Consider the following 19,160-nt stretch of genomic DNA (forward strand, 5'->3'; position numbering starts at 1 on the left):
ACTATGCCAACTTTTAGGGGTCAGATCATTTTGCTATGGCTTTAATTGGAATATTTAAATATTAACAGTAAATCAGAAACGATAACCTAAACCAACGAAGAAGATGGTTGGGTCAAGAGTAACACGTGCTTCTTGAGAGTGCATTTTACCATTAGCCTCTTTCAAATCGAAAGTCGCTTTGGTCTTAATTTTAGCCCACCATACAGAGGTGTTGAAGAATAATTTATCGGTAATATTGATATCAATACCAGCATTTACAACTGGACCCCAAGAATCCTTCAATTTAAGATTATGTGCAGTAACACCTAATCCCGCATTGTCGATTGTTGAATTAAAGTGAGTATCAAAGAAATGAGTATAATTAATACCTGCACCGACATATGGGCGAGCCGGAGAATTTGCATCTAAGAAATAGTATTGTAAATAGAGACTAGGTGGTAAATGTTTGGTTTTCGCAATAGTACCGACATCTTTAATATCATTATTACCTACAGAAAGTGTATTTAATTTAATTTCGTGGCTAAATGGAGATGCTGCCAATAATTCTACCCCAAGGTTATCGGTAATCATATAAGTACCGGTTAAACCAAGTTGTGCATTACTGTTTACATCAAAATCATAAGATAATGGAAGATCACTTTTATAGTTGTGAGTATCGGTATTTGGAACAGCTAAAATTGGACCACCACGAACAAAGAATTCACCGGCTTGGTGAGCCATTGCTGCGGAAGAAGCTGCTAATAATGCAGCGGAAGTTGCAAGTGCTAGTGCTAATTTTTTCATAAAACCCTCCTTGAAAATAGGTATCTGAGACACTGTCTTAATGACGAAAACAAAGATACCTCTTTTTAGTAGGTGTTTTTTTGATAAATATCAATGAATTTTTAATTAATGTGGAACTTTTGAAATATATCAAAAATCAGAGAGTTGGCAGAAAGTATAAACTTGAATTTAGATCAATTTCATTTTAATTGAGTCAATAACCACTGTTTTAATACCAATGCGTGATTATATAGAGGATCTTTAGCTGCATAGAGTAGCGTAACATTTTGCTGTGATATTTGTTGTTTGCATATCTCTACAAATTTAACACCATAAGGATTATTATTTAATTCAACGAGATAGTTCTGCTTGAACTGTTCAAATTTATCAGCTTCGTGATTGAACCATTTGCGTAATTGCGGTGAAGGCGTAATCTCTTTTGCCCATAAATTAATTTCCGCTTCGGCTTTTTTTATGCCACGAGGCCACAGTCTATCCACTAAAATACGAAACCCATCGTTTTGATCGATGGGTTGATAAATACGCTTAATTTCTAAATTATTCATATTAGCAATGATATTGTTTTAAGAATGGCAAAATTGGATCACATTCAATTGCCGGTTCGATTGGTTCTTCAGCATCTGGCTCTTGCGCTTTTGATTGTTCAGTGTCTGAATCTTCCTGCTGTGATTTTTTGCTATCCGTTGTTGTGTTCGTCTTTTCTTCATTCACAGCGTTTTTATCGTCTGTTTGCGTGTTTGTTGCTGTTGATTTTGTGTCTGTGTTAACAGTTTTGGTGTCTGCGCTAACAGATTGGGTTTTCATATCGGATTCCTTCATTTTTGATGCCTGATTTGCATCGGCACTCTTTTTAGTTATCTCTTGCGTTGAAGAGGTTCGTGGTTGCGATGACTTAATTTTACTCTCGACATCGCTCGTTGTTTGTTCTACCGCACTATTATCTTGTTTTCTAACCTTATTAGTTTCTACTGCTGATTTGTCGCTACCGTTAGCTTTAGTTGGTTTTTCTTCTTTTGTACTTGAACTGTGAGTACTGTTTACACTGGAGTTATCCGCTTTTACTTTTTCCTCTGTTTCAGGTGTTTTAGCAGATTGTTGTGTATTTTCGGTAGAATTGCTATCAGCAGTTTGTGTGCTTGAATTTGCTTTGGTTGCATCGGCATTTTCTGTTACGGTTGTTGCCGTCTGTTCTTCTTTCTTTTCACCTAATAAACGCGGTTGTAACTGCTTGAAACTGCTTGGAGAATCCAACCAAATGGCAATAAATTCTCGATTAAATGTGGGATCAAATCGTTCAGTTAAAATAGTGTCATTTAAAACAAAATAACCTTCGTTATCCAAGGCAATATAATTCAACACGTCGTCAGGTTTAAAATCGGGAAAATTCTTTATAAGGCGTTTTCTTAAATTTTCTGCTTGATCAGTTGGCATTTTATCCAATGCCATCTCTTTGAAGAGAGAAATTGCAAAGTTTTTTCCTTCAACAGGTTTGGCAAATTTAATTCTTAACATAAGTGGGCGTTGTTCACTGCTGTAAGTACCGTTTTCAGTGAATAGAGAAACGGTATAAATATGGAATGGTCCCCAGTTATATTCAGCTTTACCAACCTGTTTCCAATTAGCATTGGCAGTAGTGGTATATAAAAGCAACAGTAGACTAAAAAAGCAGAAAGAGAATAACTTCATTTATTTACCTAATCTTTCGATGTGTGGTGTTATATGGCGAGCTATTATATCAAGAATTTGTAAAGCGTAATCAGGGTTACAGTGAATTTGTCTAATTTTTATCGAAAGTAACCCATTTAGCCCGTCAATTAAGTTTTAATCTAAATGCCGGTGTTCCAGATAGAGTACTGTGGCGGCAACACGAGAATGTACATTCAGTTTGCGTAATAGATTTCGGATATGTACTTTAACAGTTTCTTCAGAAATAAATAATTGATTAGCAATCTGTTTATTAGATAAACCGGTAGCGATAAGTTTTAATACATCCATTTCACGTTCGGTCAATAGTTGTAATGGATCATTAGCGGAGTGATTGTCTAACAGGCGTTGTTTAACAGCATCGCTTAACACAACCTGTCCTTCAGCAATTTTTTTCAACTGTATTAATAAAGTGTCCGGTTCGGTGTCTTTTAATAGATAACCATCAGCGCCGGCTTCTATCAGTGCAAAAATATCAGAACGAGCATCAGAGACAGTTAAGACGGCAATACGAGCATCAATATCATCAAGTCGTAACGCTTTTAACACATCTAAACCGGACATCCCTTTCATATTGAGGTCTAGAATAATCATATCCGGTGAGAATTGTTTGGCTAATGCTAACCCTTCAGTGCCATTACTAGCTTCAGCTAATATTTCAAAAGAATCATCTAATTGTAAGAGTTGAGTAATGCCTCGACGCATTAATGGGTGATCATCAATCACTAAAACTGTTGTTTTCTTCATCTAAAATAACCCCATTTTTTCAAAAATACGATACATACTATCACAAGATGAATATGAAGAGTGTTATTTTGCTGGGGAAATTTTATCTTAATGAAGATAAATATTGATTTAGGTTAAATAAAACCTTTCCCTGTCTTAGCGAAATTGCCGTCATTTAGGGGGGGGGGAGAGAAACTACTCTGAATGATATGGAGTGATTGTTGTTTTTCCTTGTAGATGATTAATTTGATAAAACTGTGGGTAATTAAATTTATTTTTTGAAATTTGGAATGGTGTATTATTATCTCCGTTTGAAGCGGTACGATAGATTTGATTGATTTCTTCAATTTTCTGACTTTTAACACCGTCACAATGATAATAAGCTTCGAGCTGATTGCTTTCATCAAGAATATAAATATTAAACGTATTGTCATTATTATCTTCAAAAAAGAATTGAAGAAAGCCTTCATTTGAATAGAACTCTATTGCTTGAGGATATTTTAATTCACCTCCTGCGTGCGGTTTTTGAGCAATGGCGATATTTTTATGTTGGTTTTCATTCAGAATTTCTTCTGTAATATTGAATTCATTTTTATGAAAAAAATGATTCCACGCTTCGCTAGCAACGTGCAGAGTATTAAGCTGATTGCTATTGATTAAATTACTGGTTTGAATGTTAATGCAACGCTCTATCAGTTCACTTACAAAACGACTAAGAATATTCCGATAATGTCTGCTATAACAGAATACACTGACAGAGTTGATCGGTACGGAACTTCGATAAATTTTGTTAGATAATACTTTTAATGCACGAAAAATAGCGCTTGGGCCTTCAAAATGCAGTGTTCTGATCTCATTCCATAAATTACGATAAGTAAAATCAATACTGCCAATTAATTTTGTCTGTTTACTACTTAAATTATTGAACAGATGTTTAGGCTGTAAACGGAAATGGTGATCGAGTAGTGAGGCTTCTTCTGTAGGATCGTTCACTAAATTGACGATAACTGCTAAATTGCGAATTTCGCAAGGTTGATACAAATCGGCATTGGTTGCAGGTTTAACTTGTACCGGGAAGGTGTTTCTTAAATCTGCAATGAATTGTTTTAAAGTTTCCAATGACACATTTTTGCTGATAATGTTAAATTCTGTCTCTTCAGTTAATACACCATTAAAATAAGCCCAACAGACCAGTTTATTGAGCTGTGGATTGTACTCAACGTGGCGATATTTTGATAATGAAGAAATTTTCGGTGCTTGATTTAACAGATACCAACCTTTGCTCATTGCTGAATTGCCATCGGTTTCAACAAAAGTGAGTTCTTTTTCCGCAATATTGGTGGAAATATTAGGGTTAAACAAGGTTACTTTGCCTGGTAACTCTTCAAATGCAGCGTAAAGTTTTCGAGTTAAGATACTGATATCTTCAGGAATAATGCCTACTCCGGAAATATTATATTTACGAGCAAACTCCATTAATTGGCGATAACTACACATTAATAAATTAACAAGACTGTTGTAACTTTTTCTTATCTGTTTGATCCGCCAATATTTTTTTTGGTTTAATTCTTGAATAGTATCATTATCCCACTGCCACTGACGTGCTAGTTTCATTAATAGGGTAATGCGCCAATTACCGGTTAATTCATTATTATCAATGTCTTCAATTGATTTGATATAAAAACAGCGGCGTACATTATCAAGGCGTTCCAGATCATTGATGCGTAACAGATAGTCGGTTACTTTGTCCAACATTGCCATATAAGGGTCAAAATGATGAATGACATTGCGATCTAGTAATAAGTCTAGTTTAAATTGGTGTGAAATTAGTTTAGTGTTAGGAAACTCCCACGAATAGCATTCAAGTAATAAAATTTTGATAACCGCTTTATAAGGTGAATCAATGCCTTTATAGAGATTCCATAAGGTTGCGCCGAAATATTCATTAGCAGAAAGATTACCTAAACCACCGAAGTCTACCCACTCATTTGGGTTTAATTGACCGTTATTTATAAGTTGACGCACGGTTTCATCGTATTTTGATTCATCTTCGACTGCTAAATGTAGCCACAATAAAGGGCGACCCGCAAGTCGAATGGCAGAACGATAAAATTCATCTAGCAATAACATATATTGACTTGAACCGCAATTATCGGCAGAAAGTGGATCGGCAGTTTGTTTATAACGAAACCGATCCTGATCGACTAAAAACAGATTTAATTCCACGCCAACGTTATGTGCCCATTGACAAATAAGAGAAAATTTTTGTTGTAATTTTTGTTGTTGAATTAGGGTTAAGCTACGAGTGGCACAAACCCACAAATCTAGATCTGAGCGAGAAGTTTGTGTAATTGATCCTAAGCTACCCATTGCATAAACACCACAAATATCGGCTTTATGAGTGTTGTTATGATTAAGGTTATAACGTTCTAAATTGGATAGTGTTGAAGAAAGATAATTTTCTTGATAACGGTTGAAAGAAAAATTAACAATACCGAAAGGGGCATCTTCTACATATCCCGGTAGCTCGGGAATATTATGATGCAATAAAACACAAACTAAATTTAGAACATACTGAAACTCGTTTGGTGCTCCAGCAAGCGCCCGTTCTAAACGTAGTTTATCTAGCTGTTCAACTTTCTTTTTGGCGACATCCAGATTGTTCATCAACGGCCTATTATCTCTTATGATAAATGATCTCAATACATAATTTGACAAAAACTTTAACACTTTAACCTTTATTGGTAAATAGTAGACCTATCACAGATGCATAGTTTTTGATAAATCTCAATGAAGTTGCCAAGGGGAAACACTGACAATGTCGGGCAACAATGGTAGGATATAGAGTAAATAATAATTTGAAGAAAAAGAGTTAATTATGCAAAAAAATGTTCTCCGAATTGCAACGCGTCAAAGCCCTTTGGCATTATGGCAAGCCAATTATATTAAACATAAACTGCAAGTTTTATACCCTGAATTAAAAGTGGAATTGGTTACAATGGTGACCAAAGGTGATGTGCTTTTAGATACACCATTAGCAAAAATTGGTGGTAAAGGGCTATTTGTAAAAGAGTTGGAATTGGCATTACTGGAGGGGAGAGCTGATATTGCTGTTCACTCTATGAAAGATGTACCTATGCAATTTCCACAAGGATTACACCTTAGTGTTATTTGCGAACGTGAAGACGCGCGTGATGCTTTTGTTTCTAATCAATATGCCGGTTTGGATGAATTGCCACGAAATGCAGTAGTGGGAACATCAAGTTTAAGACGTCAATGTCAGTTGAAAGCACTTCGCCCTGATATTCAGTTAAAAACATTACGAGGCAATGTAGGCACAAGATTACGTAAATTGGATGAGGGTGAATATGATGCGATTATTTTAGCTTCAGCCGGATTAATCCGTTTAGGGGAACAGCAACGTATTCGTAGTTTTATTGAGCCAGAAGTTTCTTTGCCAGCGGTCGGACAAGGTGCGGTTGGTGTAGAGTGTCGTCAGGATGATGAATGGGTGAATCAATTATTAAAACCATTGTTACATCAAGCAACTTGGGATCGTGTTATTGCAGAAAGGGCAATGAACAATAGGTTACAGGGTGGTTGTCAAGTGCCGATTGCCGGTTATGCGATTTTGAATGGTGATCAACTCTTTTTGCGTGCATTGGTTGGTTCGATTGATGGTAGCAAGGTATTAAGAGCTGAAGCAACTGCAGCTCGGACACAAGCGGATCAGCTGGGTGTACAAGTGGCGGAGTTGCTGTTAGAACAAGGTGCAGAAGCTTTATTATTACAAGCGATGAAATCATAAATGGGTATTTTAGTCACAAGACCGGAAGATGCTGGTCAGCATCTAACGGAGATGTTAAATAAAGAGGGAGTAGCGGCAATTTATGCGCCTTTCATTAAAATTGAAACAGGTGAACAATTAAATGATGTGCCACAAAAATTGCAACAACTTGCTGCCGATGATTATGTAATATGTGTTTCGCAATATGCGGTACAATATGTTCATCAAGTGTTACAAAATACTGGTTTCGGGTGGCGTAAAGATGTGCATTATTTTGCAGTAGGGCGAAAAACTGCCGCTTTGTTAAGTGAGGCGACACAACAACCTGTGCATTATCCCTTTGCTAATGAGAATAGTGAGGGTTTATTAGCATTGCCACAAATGCAAAATTGTAATGGTCGACGTGTTATTATACTGAGAGGGCAAGCTGGTCGAGAATTGTTACCGCATCAGTTACCGGAACGTGGTGCAGTTGTGGAAACAGTGGCGTGTTATTGTCGCCGAACACAGCAGTTAAGTGAAGCTGAATTGAAATTTTTTTCTCGTGCTGGTATTGATACAATTGTGGTGACCAGTGGTGAAATTTTGCGGTATTTGCTGGATTTTATTCCAAAAAGTGAACATAATTGGTTGAAGAGTTGTAAATTGGTACTGATTAGTAATCGTCTGAAACAGCTTGCGTTGGATGCAGGTTGGCAACCAGATAAGATTATTCTCTCTGAAAAGGCAGATAATCTTAGTTTATTAAAAACAATATTATCCTTTTATCCCCATTCTTGAGATAAATAATAGATAAGGTGTGTAGTGATGAAAAAACAACATAACGAAACTGATATTCAAACCAGTGCGGAAATAAACGAAGGCGCGTCGTTGACTACAGATGAGAATAGCAGTAAGGATCCTGATAAAAGGGAGCAGGTAGATTCTCAAGCGGTGGAAGCAGAAAAAACGGCAGAAAAAATTGTTGTTACTGATGAGAAAAAGGCTTCTGCAAATAAGAAAGAGGATAAATTAGATAAAAGAGTGGAAGTGGATACCACTGTGGAAGAGGATAAAACTTCGGTTAATTCAACTTCAACACAAGCGGAAAAAGCAATGAAAACAACAGAAAATAAACAAAAATCCAGTGGCGGCAAAGGATTAGCTTTGTTGGCATTATTGGTCGCTTTGGGTGTCGGTGCCGGAGGCTATTATCTTGGGCAGCAACAGCTATCTAACTTGCAACAACAGGTTTCAGCATTGGAATCCAGTCAGCAAGTAGTGATAAAAGCAGCATCGTCAAATAGTGTCGATATGACAGAAGTCAACTCATTAAAAGAAGCATTAACGAAAACTGAACAGGAGCTGAATGCAACCAAATCAACATTAGATGTGTTACAACAAAATAAAGGTATTACCGACCAGCAGATTATTGCATTACAGACGCAGCTTAATAAAACTATGGCAGAAAGATCACAAACTCAGCCAAATGAGTGGCTAATGTCGGAAGCGGATTTTCTATTGAGTAATGCACAGCGTAAATTGATCATAGATAATGATTTAGGAACGGCTATTTCATTATTAAAAGAGGCTGATTTAGTACTCAATGATGTTACCGATCCTCGTGCAATTACCGTGCGTACCGCAATTGCACAAGATTTAAAACGGTTGGCAAACGTGAATGATGTTGATCAAAATGCCATTATGCAAAAATTATCACAACTAGCTAATTCTATTGATGATTTGGAATTATTGGATTTATCTGCTAGTAACAGTGATAGTGGAAATAGTGATGAGCCTTCAAACTCTATTAGTGATTGGAAAAGTAATATTGAAAAATCTGCCAATTCTTTCTTAAATCATTTTATCCGCATTCAACCACGAGATCCGGTTGAAAAAGCACTGCTTGCTCCAAATCAGGATATCTATTTACGTGAAAATATTCGTTTACGATTGCAGATTGCTATCCTAGCTGTGCCTCGCCAGCAGAATGAGCTTTATAAAAGTTCACTTGAAGCTGTTACTAGCTGGGTAAGAAGTTACTTTAATGTTGATAGTGCTTTAACACAAAAATTCTTACAACAGCTAGATGAGTTATCAGAACAGTCTATTTACGTTGATGCACCGAATACCTTTGAAAGTTTGACCGTTCTTGATGAAATACTACATAAACAGTCACATCAAATTGAGAAAGTTGATTTGAAAGCTAATTCACAAATTCTAGAAGAAAATAAAGAGGAAGAGAAAGCAGCAAAAGACGTTGTGCCTGAAGTCGCTACGGATGATAAAACAGCTACACCACAACAACCTGTATCGGAAAATCCGAATACAGAACAAATTCCGGAAAAAACAGAATAGTGGGAGAGATACGATATGTTCAGAGTATTATTCTTAATGATTATCCTGCTGGTTGGTTTTATTAGTGGGCCTTATATTTCGGGTAAACAGGGTTATGTGCGTATTTTGACAGAATCTCACAGTATTGAGATGAGCATTACAATGCTGGTGATATTTTTTGTTGTCGCATTGGCGCTTGTTTATGGTATTGAATGGGTGATTTCTCGATTTTTCCGTTTAAGTAGTGGTACTTATAATTGGTTCTCTGTGAGAAAACGTCGTAAAGCTCAGCAACAGATTTTGCAGGGGTTTGTGAAGATGGATGAAGGAAATTACGCTAAAGCCGAAAAATTGATTGGTAAAAATGCGAAACATTCATCCGAACCAATTTTGAATTTTGTTAAAGCAGCGGAAGCCGCGCAACAACGTGGTGATGAGTTCAGCGCTAATAAATACTTAATTGAAGCGACAGAACTTGCCGGTTCAGATAATTTAATTGTTGAATTGGCTCGTACTCGTATTCTGTTACAACAGAATAAATTACCGACGGCAAGAACAGCGGTGGACAGTTTGCTAGTGTTGGCGCCGAAAAATGTCGAAGTGTTGCGTTTGGCGGTGGAAATTTATCTTCGTTCTCACGCTTATTTGGCGTTGGATAATCTATTACCGAAGATTGGTAAAAGCGGTTTATATGCTGAAGCTGAATTTATGCAATTACAACATCAGGTTGTTGATGGTCTGCTTGATGAAAAAATGAATGAAGAGGGTATCGACGGTTTATTGAAATGGTGGGAAGATCAACCGCGTTCACGTCGTCAAAACAGCTATGCAATTGTTGGTATGATCCGTCGCTTAATTGATAGTGATGATCACGATTCAGCTTATCGATTGGTATTAGATTCATTTAAACGTATTGAAAGCAGCGAAATGTTGGCTTTTGTCACGCAAATTGCTCGCTTGCAAGTGGCTAACAGCAGCAAAATACTGAAGTGGTTAGAAAAATCGGCTAAATTGCAGACTGATGCTAAATTGAATTGTGCTTTTGTCCGAGCAATTGGTTATCTTTCATTACGTGCTAATGAATTTGATAAAGCTCGACAGGCGTTTGCAAAAATTTTAGCAACAGAAGATAAAGCCGATATTGAAGTTCAAGATTATACTGTTGCGGCTTATTTGGCTGAGAAAGCAAATGATATGACCGCAGCTCAACAAATCCGTCAGCAGTGTTTGAAAGATACAATGAAGATTGATGGTAATACTGAACTAACCACAGATGATGTGTTGAGTTTAGAGAAAAAATAGTTTCGTTTTATTTAAGATTTAAAAATACGCTTTGATCTGCATCCCAAAAGTTGGATTAATTAGCCAACTGAGTAAGGTGCAGATTTTTATGGTTATCAAGGAATTAACAAATGAACAATATAGATAAGCTAAAAATGCACAGCCCTAATCTGACGGACAAAAACATTGCAAAAATCGCCGAAATTTTCCCTAACTGCACCACTGAAGTTTTAGATGAAAATGGTAAACCCAAAATAGCCATTGATTTTGAACTGTTGCAACAAGAACTTTCCGGCAGTCTGGTCGGGGGGGGGGTAGAACGTTATCAGCTTAACTGGCCCGGTAAGCACGAAGCACTTTTGACTGCCAACGCACCCATCGCTAAAACCCTGCGTCCTGTGCGTGATGAAAGCGTACATTTTGACACCACTGAAAACCTCTTTATCGAAGGCGACAACCTAGATGCCCTCAAACTTTTGCAAGAAACATATCTTGGCAAAGTTAAAATGATTTATATCGACCCACCTTATAACACCGGCAAAGATTTCGTTTATGCCGATGATTTTGCCGAAAACACTGAAGATTATCTGCGTCGTTCCAACCAAAAAGATGAAGACGGCAACCGTATGGAAGTTAACAGCGAAAGCAATGGGCGTTTTCATTCCGACTGGCTGTCAATGATGTATCCGAGATTAAAACTGGCAAGAAATCTGTTGGCGGATAACGGCGTGATTTTTATCTCAATTGATGATAATGAACAGGCAAATTTAAAAAGATTATGTGATGAGGTATTTGGGGAAAGGAATTTTTTTGCAGATATGGTTGTTATTCGTTCTGAAGGCGGTGGGTTAGCAAAAAAAGTTATTAAAGGTCATGATAGCTTGCTAACCTATGTTAAAAATTTAGGCAGTTTTAAAGGTATTTTTAAACCGAAAGATATTAGAGGAAAAGTAGTTGAAAAGGATGGTATTCAATATTGGATTGAAGAAGATTGGTTGCGTAGAGAATTTGGGAAATACGGAACATTGCTTTATGAAGAAATTGAAGAGGTTAAGGGAATAGATAAAAAAATAGAAATAGATGAAGGAATAAGACAAGGAAGCTATATTTTGATTCCTAAAAATGGAAAACACATTGTCGGAAGATTGCGAAGAGTTGATGAAGATGGTACTAAATTCTATAGCATTCTGAAGCATTTAAACAAGGAAGGTGTTAAAGACTTAGAACAAATTAAATTAAATAAATTTTTTGAATATCCAAAACCGCTTAGTTTAGTAAAAGAGTTAATTCAAGGGACTAGTCTTTTCACAAAAAATAATAATGAAATATTTTTAGACTTTTTCGCAGGTTCAGGCACAACCGCTCACGCCGTAATGCAGCTCAATGCCGAAGACGGAGGCAATCGCCGTTTTATTTGTGTGCAGTTGCCTGAAAAAACAGAGGAAAAATCTGAAGCTTTTAAAGCAGGGTTTACCACCATTGCTGAAATTACCAAAGAACGCATTCGCCGTGCTACCGACAAAATTCGCAACGATTTTGCCGATAAACTGCCTGAAAACTGGGACGGCGGTTTTCGGGTGCTGAAAACCGACACCTCCAATATGGCGGACGTCTATTACACTCCTGAAGAAACCCTCAAAAAAATACAACAATCTCAACAGGATTGGCTGAACCAAGTGAGCGACAACATCAAACCCGACCGCACGCCTGAAGATTTATTATTCCAAGTGATGCTCGATTGGAGCGTGGATTTGTCGTTGCCGATTGAGATCAAACAAATTATGGGGCGTACTGTCTTTTTCGTTGACGGCAATACGCTGATCGCCTGCTTTGATAAACAGACAGTGGATAATGATTTCATCACTGCATTGACTAAATACCGACCTTTGCGAGCCGTCTTCCGTGATGACAGCTTTAAAGACGATGCAGCAAAAATCAATGCCGGACAAATTTTTCAACAATATTCCGAAAGTACGGAAGTGAAGACGATTTAAGGAATGGCGATGAAACTGAAATTCAAAATTCAAGCTTATCAAAGCGAAGCGGTAAAAGCGGTGGTGGATTGTTTTGCTCATCAACCGCAATATGGCGAAACCAACTTTCATTACCGTATGGATTTGGGTAAGAAGAAACGTGCCGGAAATTCGCAACTTGCGATGAATTTTAACGATAACAATAACAGTGCTGCCTACCGCAATGCCGACATTGAAATCCTTCCTGAACAATTATTGGACAATGTGCAAAATGTACAGCAGCGGCAAAATTTGCCTGTTTCCGAAAAGTTGGTGAAAAATAAAATTGCCCCTATCAATTTAGATATTGAAATGGAAACCGGCACAGGCAAAACTTATTGTTATATTAAAACGATGTTTGAGCTGAATCGGCGATATGGCTGGTGTAAGTTTATTATTGTGGTGCCAAGCATTGCCATTCGTGAAGGCGTGAAAAAAACGCTGGAAATTACCGCCGATCATTTTCAAGAAACTTACGGTAAAAAAGCAAAATTTTTTGTATATGATTCCAAGCAGCTGCACCATTTAGAGAGTTTTTCCAGTGATGCAGGCATTAACGTAATGGTGATTAACGTGCAAGCGTTTAATGCCACCGGGAAAGACAATCGCCGGATTTATGAGGAATTGGACGACTTTCAATCACGCCGTCCGATTGAGGTGATCAGTGCCAATCGTCCTATTTTGATTTTGGATGAACCGCAAAAGATGGAAGGTGATAAAACGCTGAAATCTTTGGAGCAGTTTAAGGCATTGATGGTGCTGCGTTATTCTGCCACCCATAAAACCACTTACAACAAGATTTTCCGGCTGGATGCATTGGATGCCTATAACCAAAAATTGGTGAAAAAAATTGCCGTGCGTGGCATCAGTGTCAAAGGTTTGGCAGGCACAGCAGGCTATTTGTATTTAGAAAAAATTGAGATTTCCCCGAAAAAACCGCCGGAAGCGGTGATCGAGTTTGAGCAAAAAAATGCTTCAGGCAATATCAAACGCATTTGCCGAAAATTCAAGAAAGGCGACAATTTGTTTGATCTTTCAGGTGGTTTGGAACAATACCGTACGGGCTTTGTTGTTTCAGACATCAACGCCAATATCGATAGTGTCAGTTTTCTCAATGGTATGGAATTAAAAACAGGCGAGGCGATCGGCGATATCAATGAAACGGTGTTGCGCCGTATTCAAATCCGTGAAGCGATTGCCGCCCATTTTGAGAAAGAGCGTCAGTTGTTTGTACGTGGAATTAAAGTGCTATCGCTGTTTTTTATTGATGAAGTGGCGAAATATCGTGATTATGATCAACCTGACGAAAAAGGTGAATACGCTCGCATTTTTGAAGAAGAGTACAAAGCCTGTTTAAATGAATTGCCGTGGCTGGAACTAGGCGATTACGGCGATTATTTAAAAGGTATTTCTAGCGAAAAAACGCATAACGGCTATTTTTCTATTGATAAGAACAAGCGTTTGATTGATCCCAAAGTGAAAAAGAACAATGGGAATGAAGCCGATGATGTTGATGCCTATGATCTGATTTTAAAAGATAAAGAACGCTTGCTCTCTTTTGAAGAACCTGTGCGCTTTATTTTTTCGCATTCCGCGTTGCGTGAGGGTTGGGATAACCCAAATGTTTTCGTGATTTGTACACTGAAACATAGTGATAACACCATCTCTCGCCGCCAGGAAGTAGGGCGTGGTTTGCGCCTTGCGGTCAATCAAACGGGTGAACGTATGGATAATCCTGCCACTGTGTATGATATTAATGTGCTGACTGTAGTGGCGAATGAGAGTTATCAAGATTTTGTCAAAGGCTTGCAAAAAGACATCAGCGAATCGCTTTCCGCTCGTCCACAAAAAGCCGAAATTGCTTATTTCACCGGTAAAACCATTGAAAATGTACAAGGCGAAAAAATCAAAGTGGATGAAAGAACGGCGAAAAAAATCTATCAGTATTTGGTTAAGAATGATTATGTCGATGAAAATGATCAAATCACTGAGCAATATCATTCAGCGAAAAAAGCTGGAAACCTTGCGTCTCTGCCTGAAGATTTACAGCCTTATGCGCCGAGTATTCGCCATCTGATTGACAACCTCTATAATGCCGAAGCCTTGAGTGCTTTGGTGGATGATGACCGTGCACCAAAACTTAATGCACTTAATGAAAATTTTAACAAACAAGCCTTTAAAGCATTGTGGCAGCGTATCAATCATAAAGCTGTCTATACTGTGCATTTTGATTCTAATGAGTTGGTTGAAAAAGCGATTGGAGCATTAAATAGTTTACACGTTGCACCGTTGCAATACCGCGTGGAAAAGGGTGAACAAAAAGCACAGATCGCTTATGAAGACCTGCAAGGCGGCAGAAGTTTTCAGCTCAAAGAAAGCACACCACAAGAGAGCTATCATTCAGCGTATTCTGCCGTGCGTTATGATTTGATTGGTAAAATCACTGAAGGTACGCAGTTGACACGACAAACGGTAGCAAAGATGCTGATGGGAATGAAAAAGATCGCATTGGCGAAGTTTGCAATCAATCCCGAGCAATTCATTACCGAAGCGATTCGCCTGATTAATGAACAAAAAGCCACGACGATTATTGAGCATCTTGCCTATGACACGATTGAAGAAAAATTTGATCCAAGCATTTTTACCTTAGGGCAAAATGCGTCCAAACTGCAAAATGCGCTTGCTACGCCAAGACATCATATTTATGACTATGTAGTTACTGATTCCAAAATTGAACGTGAATTTGCCCAACATTTGGAAACCAGTGCCGAAGTTGTGGTTTATGCCAAATTGCCACGTGGCTTCTTTATCCCTACGCCGGTAGGTGATTATAACCCCGATTGGGCAATCGCTTTTAAAGAAGGAACAGTGAAACACGTCTATTTTGTCGCTGAAACGAAGGGATCGATGTCGAGTATGGATTTGCGCACTATTGAGCAGAGCAAAATCGAATGTGCTAAAAAATTCTTTGCCGAAATGAATCGCCGTTTTACACCTGAAAAGGTGCAATATGATGTGGTAGAGAGTTTTGAAAAGTTAGTGGAAATTGTGCAGTGAAAACCACATGAAAAGCAGATGCTGCATAAAAAACAAAGACCGCAATGTTCTGCGGTCTTTGTGTCATTTATTTGAGGAAAGTCGTTAACCGGCAACTTTTGGTAAATAGCCGGCATCAATTAAGAATGGCACATTGATGATTAATAATCCTAGCACCAAGGCAACCAATAAACCGATATTACCGCCGATAACTCGATATGGTAAATCTGGATATTTGCGTCTTAACATCCACACCATACCAACTGGTAGTACCAAACCATAGAATGTGAACATTTGACCAGCATAAGTTAATACCGCTAAGAAATCGCGATAGAACAATGCAAATAACAGCGTCGGGACAAAGGTTAATAGGCTTAAAGTGAAGCGATTTGCTGTAATGTGAACGCGTTTTAACAAATCATCTAAACAGTCAACTAATGCTAACGATACACCTAGGAAAGAGGTGATTAATGCTAAAGTTGAGAAGGTACGCACCGCACCACTGATTAAATCACTACCAGTTGCTTTGTAAGTAGCGTTAACCAAGCCGTTTAATGTTGGGTCATCACGAATAATTTGCACAAATTGTGATTGCTCAAAAACACCGTGAGTTGCCATTTGCCACACAATATACGCCACCAACGGAATAGCGGTTCCGCCGATAATGGCAATACGTAAACGGCGAATATCTCCATCTAAATAGTTGTTGATACTTGGGATAACAACGTGGAAACCGAAGGAGGTGAAAAAGACCGGGCTGGCGGAGATAATTAAAAAGTAATTAAGCGGTAAAGCACCCAAATTTTCAGCGGTTACTTTTGGCAACATTAAGAACAGCACTAAGGCAAACGCCACCAGTTTAATCAGGAATAATAGGCGGGTAAAACCATCAACGGCGTTTGTACCGATAGTGACCGCAATCGCCAAAATAACCACGAAACCGATGATCGCCGCAGTGGAGGCGTGTTCACCGAAAATCGTTAAAAACGGTGCAAAAAGATCACCACCGCCCAAAGAATAGACGGTTAAGATAGCATACATAAAAATCACAAGGGATAAGGTGGCTAAAACCCTACCAACCATACCGAAATGTTGTTCAGCCAAGGTGGCTATTCCGGCATCTTTGCGTTCCGCTTTCTGATAAACCTCAACAAACAACAACGCACTATAAGAAAGCAAAGCCCAAAGGATAAAAAGTAATAATAAAGTGTAACCGAACCCCATTTCAGCGGATGTAATCGGCATCGCCAACATTCCTGCGCCGATGGTGGTTCCGGCGACGATTAAAGCACTACCTAACGTTTTATTTTTCATAATAAATTCTCTTTGAGAGTGGATGAGAGCCTTGATTGTATATAAAAAGGTTTACAATGTAATCTATTTTTTACAGTTTCCGATTTTCATTGTTTTAATAGCTTATTTTTTATTCTTTTTGTAACAAAAATCGGGACGAAACGAGCGAAAAGAATGATGTGATTTACCTGTTCATCATTATGATTATTCGTTAGAATAAGCAGATTTTTCAGTTCAAGTTATAACATTTATAAAAGGTGAATGATGAAAGCCTCTATTATCAGTAAATTAGAAACATTAGATGAGCGTTATGAAGAGTTGCAGGCATTGCTTGGCGATCCTTCAGTAATCAATGATCAGGAGAAATTCAGAGCATATTCAAAAGAGTATTCACAATTGGAAGAGGTGGTGAAATGTTTTGCTCGCTGGAAACAGCTTAATAGTGATTTGCAAGAGGCACAAATTCTACTTGATGACCCGAGTATGAAAGAGATGGCGGAAGAAGAAATTGCACATTGTACTCAAGGCATTGAAGAGAGCGAACAACAGTTACAGATTCTATTGTTACCGAAAGATCCGAATGATGAGTATAACTGTTATTTAGAAATTCGTGCTGGGACTGGTGGCGATGAAGCTGGAATTTTTGCTGGTGATTTGTTCAGAATGTACAGCCGTTATGCGGAAAGTAAGCGTTGGCGTACGGAGGTGTTGAGTGCGAATGAGAGCGAGCAGGGTGGTTATAAAGAGATTATCGTCAAAATCAGCGGTGAGAATGTTTATGGTCAATTAAAATTTGAATCCGGTGGTCATCGTGTGCAACGTGTGCCAAAAACTGAATCGCAAGGTCGAATTCATACTTCAGCCTGTACTGTGGCAGTAATGCCGGAATTGCCGGAATCCGCCTTGCCTGAAATTAATCCAGCCGATTTGCGTATTGATACTTATCGTTCATCCGGTGCCGGAGGACAGCACGTTAATACCACCGATTCTGCGGTGCGTATTACTCATATTCCAACCGGTATTGTGGTGGAATGTCAGGATGAACGTTCACAACATAAAAATAAAGCGAAAGCGATGTCAGTGTTGGCATCCAGATTAGTGCAGGCGGAAGAGGAGCGTAAAGCCGCAGAGCAAGCGGATACTCGACGTAGTTTGTTAGGATCGGGAGATCGTTCCGATAAAATTCGTACTTATAACTACCCACAAGGGCGTGTTACCGATCATCGCATCAATTTAACCTTATACCGTTTGGATGAAATTATGAACGGAAAAATTGATGACTTAATTCAACCTATTATCACCGAATATCAAGCGGAACAGCTTGCTGCTTTATCTGAAAATGAGTAATTCGCACTTGAATTATCAGCAATGGTTGCGACAGGCGGTTGCACGATTAAGTGCCGCACAGAGTAGCGAGGATGCGAAAATAGATGCAAATGCCTTATTGTGCTTTGTGACAGAGAAAAACAAAGCACAAATTATGGCATTTGCAGAAACAGGATTAAGTGAAGCACAGCAGCAACGCTTGGAACTGTTGCTGCAACGTCGTCTACAAGGCGAGCCGATCGCCTATATTCTTGGTGAAAAAGGATTTTGGAGTTTGGATTTATTGGTTTCGCCGGTAACGCTGATTCCAAGAGCCGATACCGAATGTTTGGTGGAAACAGCGTTATCGCTATTGCAGCACTATTCAATCGAAGTGGCGTTATCAATTTTAGATTTAGGCACAGGAACTGGGGCGATTGCGCTAGCGTTAGCATCTGAATTAACCCAACAAAAGCGAGATTATCGCATTATTGGCGTAGATCGTGTGGCAGAATCAGTGCTGTTGGCAAAACAAAATAGGCAACGTAACCATTTAACCAATGTTGAGTTTATGCAAAGTGACTGGTTTTCATCCTTGTCAACACAAAAATTTGATTTTATTGTCAGTAATCCACCTTATATTGCCGAAAATGATCCTCATCTTAAACAAGGGGATGTGCGTTTTGAGCCGTTATCCGCACTGGTAGCAAAAAAGGAAGGATTAGCGGATATTGAACGAATTATTGAGCAAGCAACTGCCTTTATGAATACCGGCGGATATTTGTTGATTGAGCACGGTTGGCAGCAGGCGGATGCAGTGCAGGCACTGTTTAAACGTTATAATTGGTGTGCAGTAAAAACCGTTTTAGATTATGGTGGCAATCAGCGTGTCACCTATGCAAAGTGGGATAGGTAGT

General features: G+C 38.5%; 14 protein-coding genes. 8 read left to right on the forward strand and 6 right to left on the reverse strand.

Going from position 1 to position 19,160, the window contains the following annotated elements; all coding sequences use genetic code 11:
• Positions 1 to 72 precede the first annotated feature (72 nt).
• The 5 genes from QV04_RS07280 to QV04_RS07300 form a co-directional block, all read right to left on the reverse strand.
• Positions 73 to 783: an OmpW family outer membrane protein gene (locus QV04_RS07280; protein ID WP_039135829.1), complete on the reverse strand. Its 711-nt coding sequence runs from the start codon at positions 781 to 783 to the stop codon at positions 73 to 75.
• Positions 784 to 962: 179 nt separating this feature from the next.
• Entirely contained in the window at positions 963 to 1,328 is a 366-nt protein-coding gene (locus QV04_RS07285) for a DUF488 domain-containing protein (RefSeq protein ID WP_039135828.1), read from the reverse strand.
• Position 1,329: 1 nt separating this feature from the next.
• Positions 1,330 to 2,469 (reverse strand): hypothetical protein, encoded by a 1,140-nt coding sequence (locus QV04_RS07290; RefSeq protein WP_039135827.1) that lies wholly within the window; start codon positions 2,467 to 2,469, stop codon positions 1,330 to 1,332.
• A gap of 135 nt (positions 2,470 to 2,604) precedes the next feature.
• Positions 2,605 to 3,234, reverse strand: coding sequence for a response regulator (locus QV04_RS07295; protein ID WP_039135826.1), 630 nt, complete (start codon positions 3,232 to 3,234; stop codon positions 2,605 to 2,607).
• Between the two features lie 174 nt (positions 3,235 to 3,408).
• Positions 3,409 to 5,880 carry a class I adenylate cyclase gene (locus QV04_RS07300; protein ID WP_065230711.1) on the reverse strand — a complete coding sequence of 824 codons (2,472 nt, stop codon included), beginning with the start codon at positions 5,878 to 5,880 and terminating at the stop codon, positions 3,409 to 3,411.
• 211 nt (positions 5,881 to 6,091) lie between these two features.
• Between QV04_RS07300 and hemC the strand changes: the two genes are divergently transcribed.
• From hemC to QV04_RS07330, 6 genes are all read left to right on the forward strand, one after another.
• A complete protein-coding gene (hemC, locus tag QV04_RS07305) occupies positions 6,092 to 7,021 on the forward strand; it encodes a hydroxymethylbilane synthase (protein ID WP_065230712.1) in 930 nt (309 codons plus the stop codon).
• Complete coding sequence (locus tag QV04_RS07310; protein ID WP_065230713.1) at positions 7,022 to 7,780, forward strand: uroporphyrinogen-III synthase; 759 nt, start codon at positions 7,022 to 7,024, stop codon at positions 7,778 to 7,780.
• Between the two features lie 27 nt (positions 7,781 to 7,807).
• The gene (locus QV04_RS07315) at positions 7,808 to 9,337 is read left to right on the forward strand and encodes a uroporphyrinogen-III C-methyltransferase (RefSeq protein WP_065230714.1); all 1,530 of its coding nucleotides are present in this window, start codon (positions 7,808 to 7,810) and stop codon (positions 9,335 to 9,337) included.
• Between the two features lie 15 nt (positions 9,338 to 9,352).
• Positions 9,353 to 10,618, forward strand: a complete 1,266-nt coding sequence (locus QV04_RS07320) for a heme biosynthesis protein HemY (RefSeq protein WP_065230715.1) — start codon at positions 9,353 to 9,355, stop codon at positions 10,616 to 10,618.
• 110 nt (positions 10,619 to 10,728) lie between these two features.
• Positions 10,729 to 12,591, forward strand: coding sequence for a site-specific DNA-methyltransferase (locus QV04_RS07325; RefSeq protein ID WP_231924864.1), 1,863 nt, complete (start codon positions 10,729 to 10,731; stop codon positions 12,589 to 12,591).
• A 9-nt stretch (positions 12,592 to 12,600) separates the two neighbouring features.
• Positions 12,601 to 15,666, forward strand: a complete 3,066-nt coding sequence (locus QV04_RS07330) for a type III restriction-modification system endonuclease (protein ID WP_065230716.1) — start codon at positions 12,601 to 12,603, stop codon at positions 15,664 to 15,666.
• Positions 15,667 to 15,750: 84 nt separating this feature from the next.
• Here QV04_RS07330 and QV04_RS07335 read toward each other — a convergent pair whose 3' ends face one another.
• Positions 15,751 to 16,959, reverse strand: a complete 1,209-nt coding sequence (locus tag QV04_RS07335; RefSeq protein ID WP_039135819.1) for an aromatic amino acid transporter — start codon at positions 16,957 to 16,959, stop codon at positions 15,751 to 15,753.
• Between the two features lie 243 nt (positions 16,960 to 17,202).
• Here QV04_RS07335 and prfA point away from each other — a divergent pair, with 243 nt between their 5' ends.
• Complete coding sequence (prfA, locus tag QV04_RS07340) at positions 17,203 to 18,285, forward strand: peptide chain release factor 1 (protein WP_039135818.1); 1,083 nt, start codon at positions 17,203 to 17,205, stop codon at positions 18,283 to 18,285.
• 7 nt (positions 18,286 to 18,292) lie between these two features.
• Positions 18,293 to 19,159 (forward strand): peptide chain release factor N(5)-glutamine methyltransferase, encoded by an 867-nt coding sequence (prmC, locus tag QV04_RS07345; protein WP_197494812.1) that lies wholly within the window; start codon positions 18,293 to 18,295, stop codon positions 19,157 to 19,159.
• Position 19,160 lies beyond the last annotated feature (1 nt).

This window comes from Gallibacterium genomosp. 1 (assembly GCF_001678575.1).
Taxonomy (GTDB): domain Bacteria; phylum Pseudomonadota; class Gammaproteobacteria; order Enterobacterales; family Pasteurellaceae; genus Gallibacterium.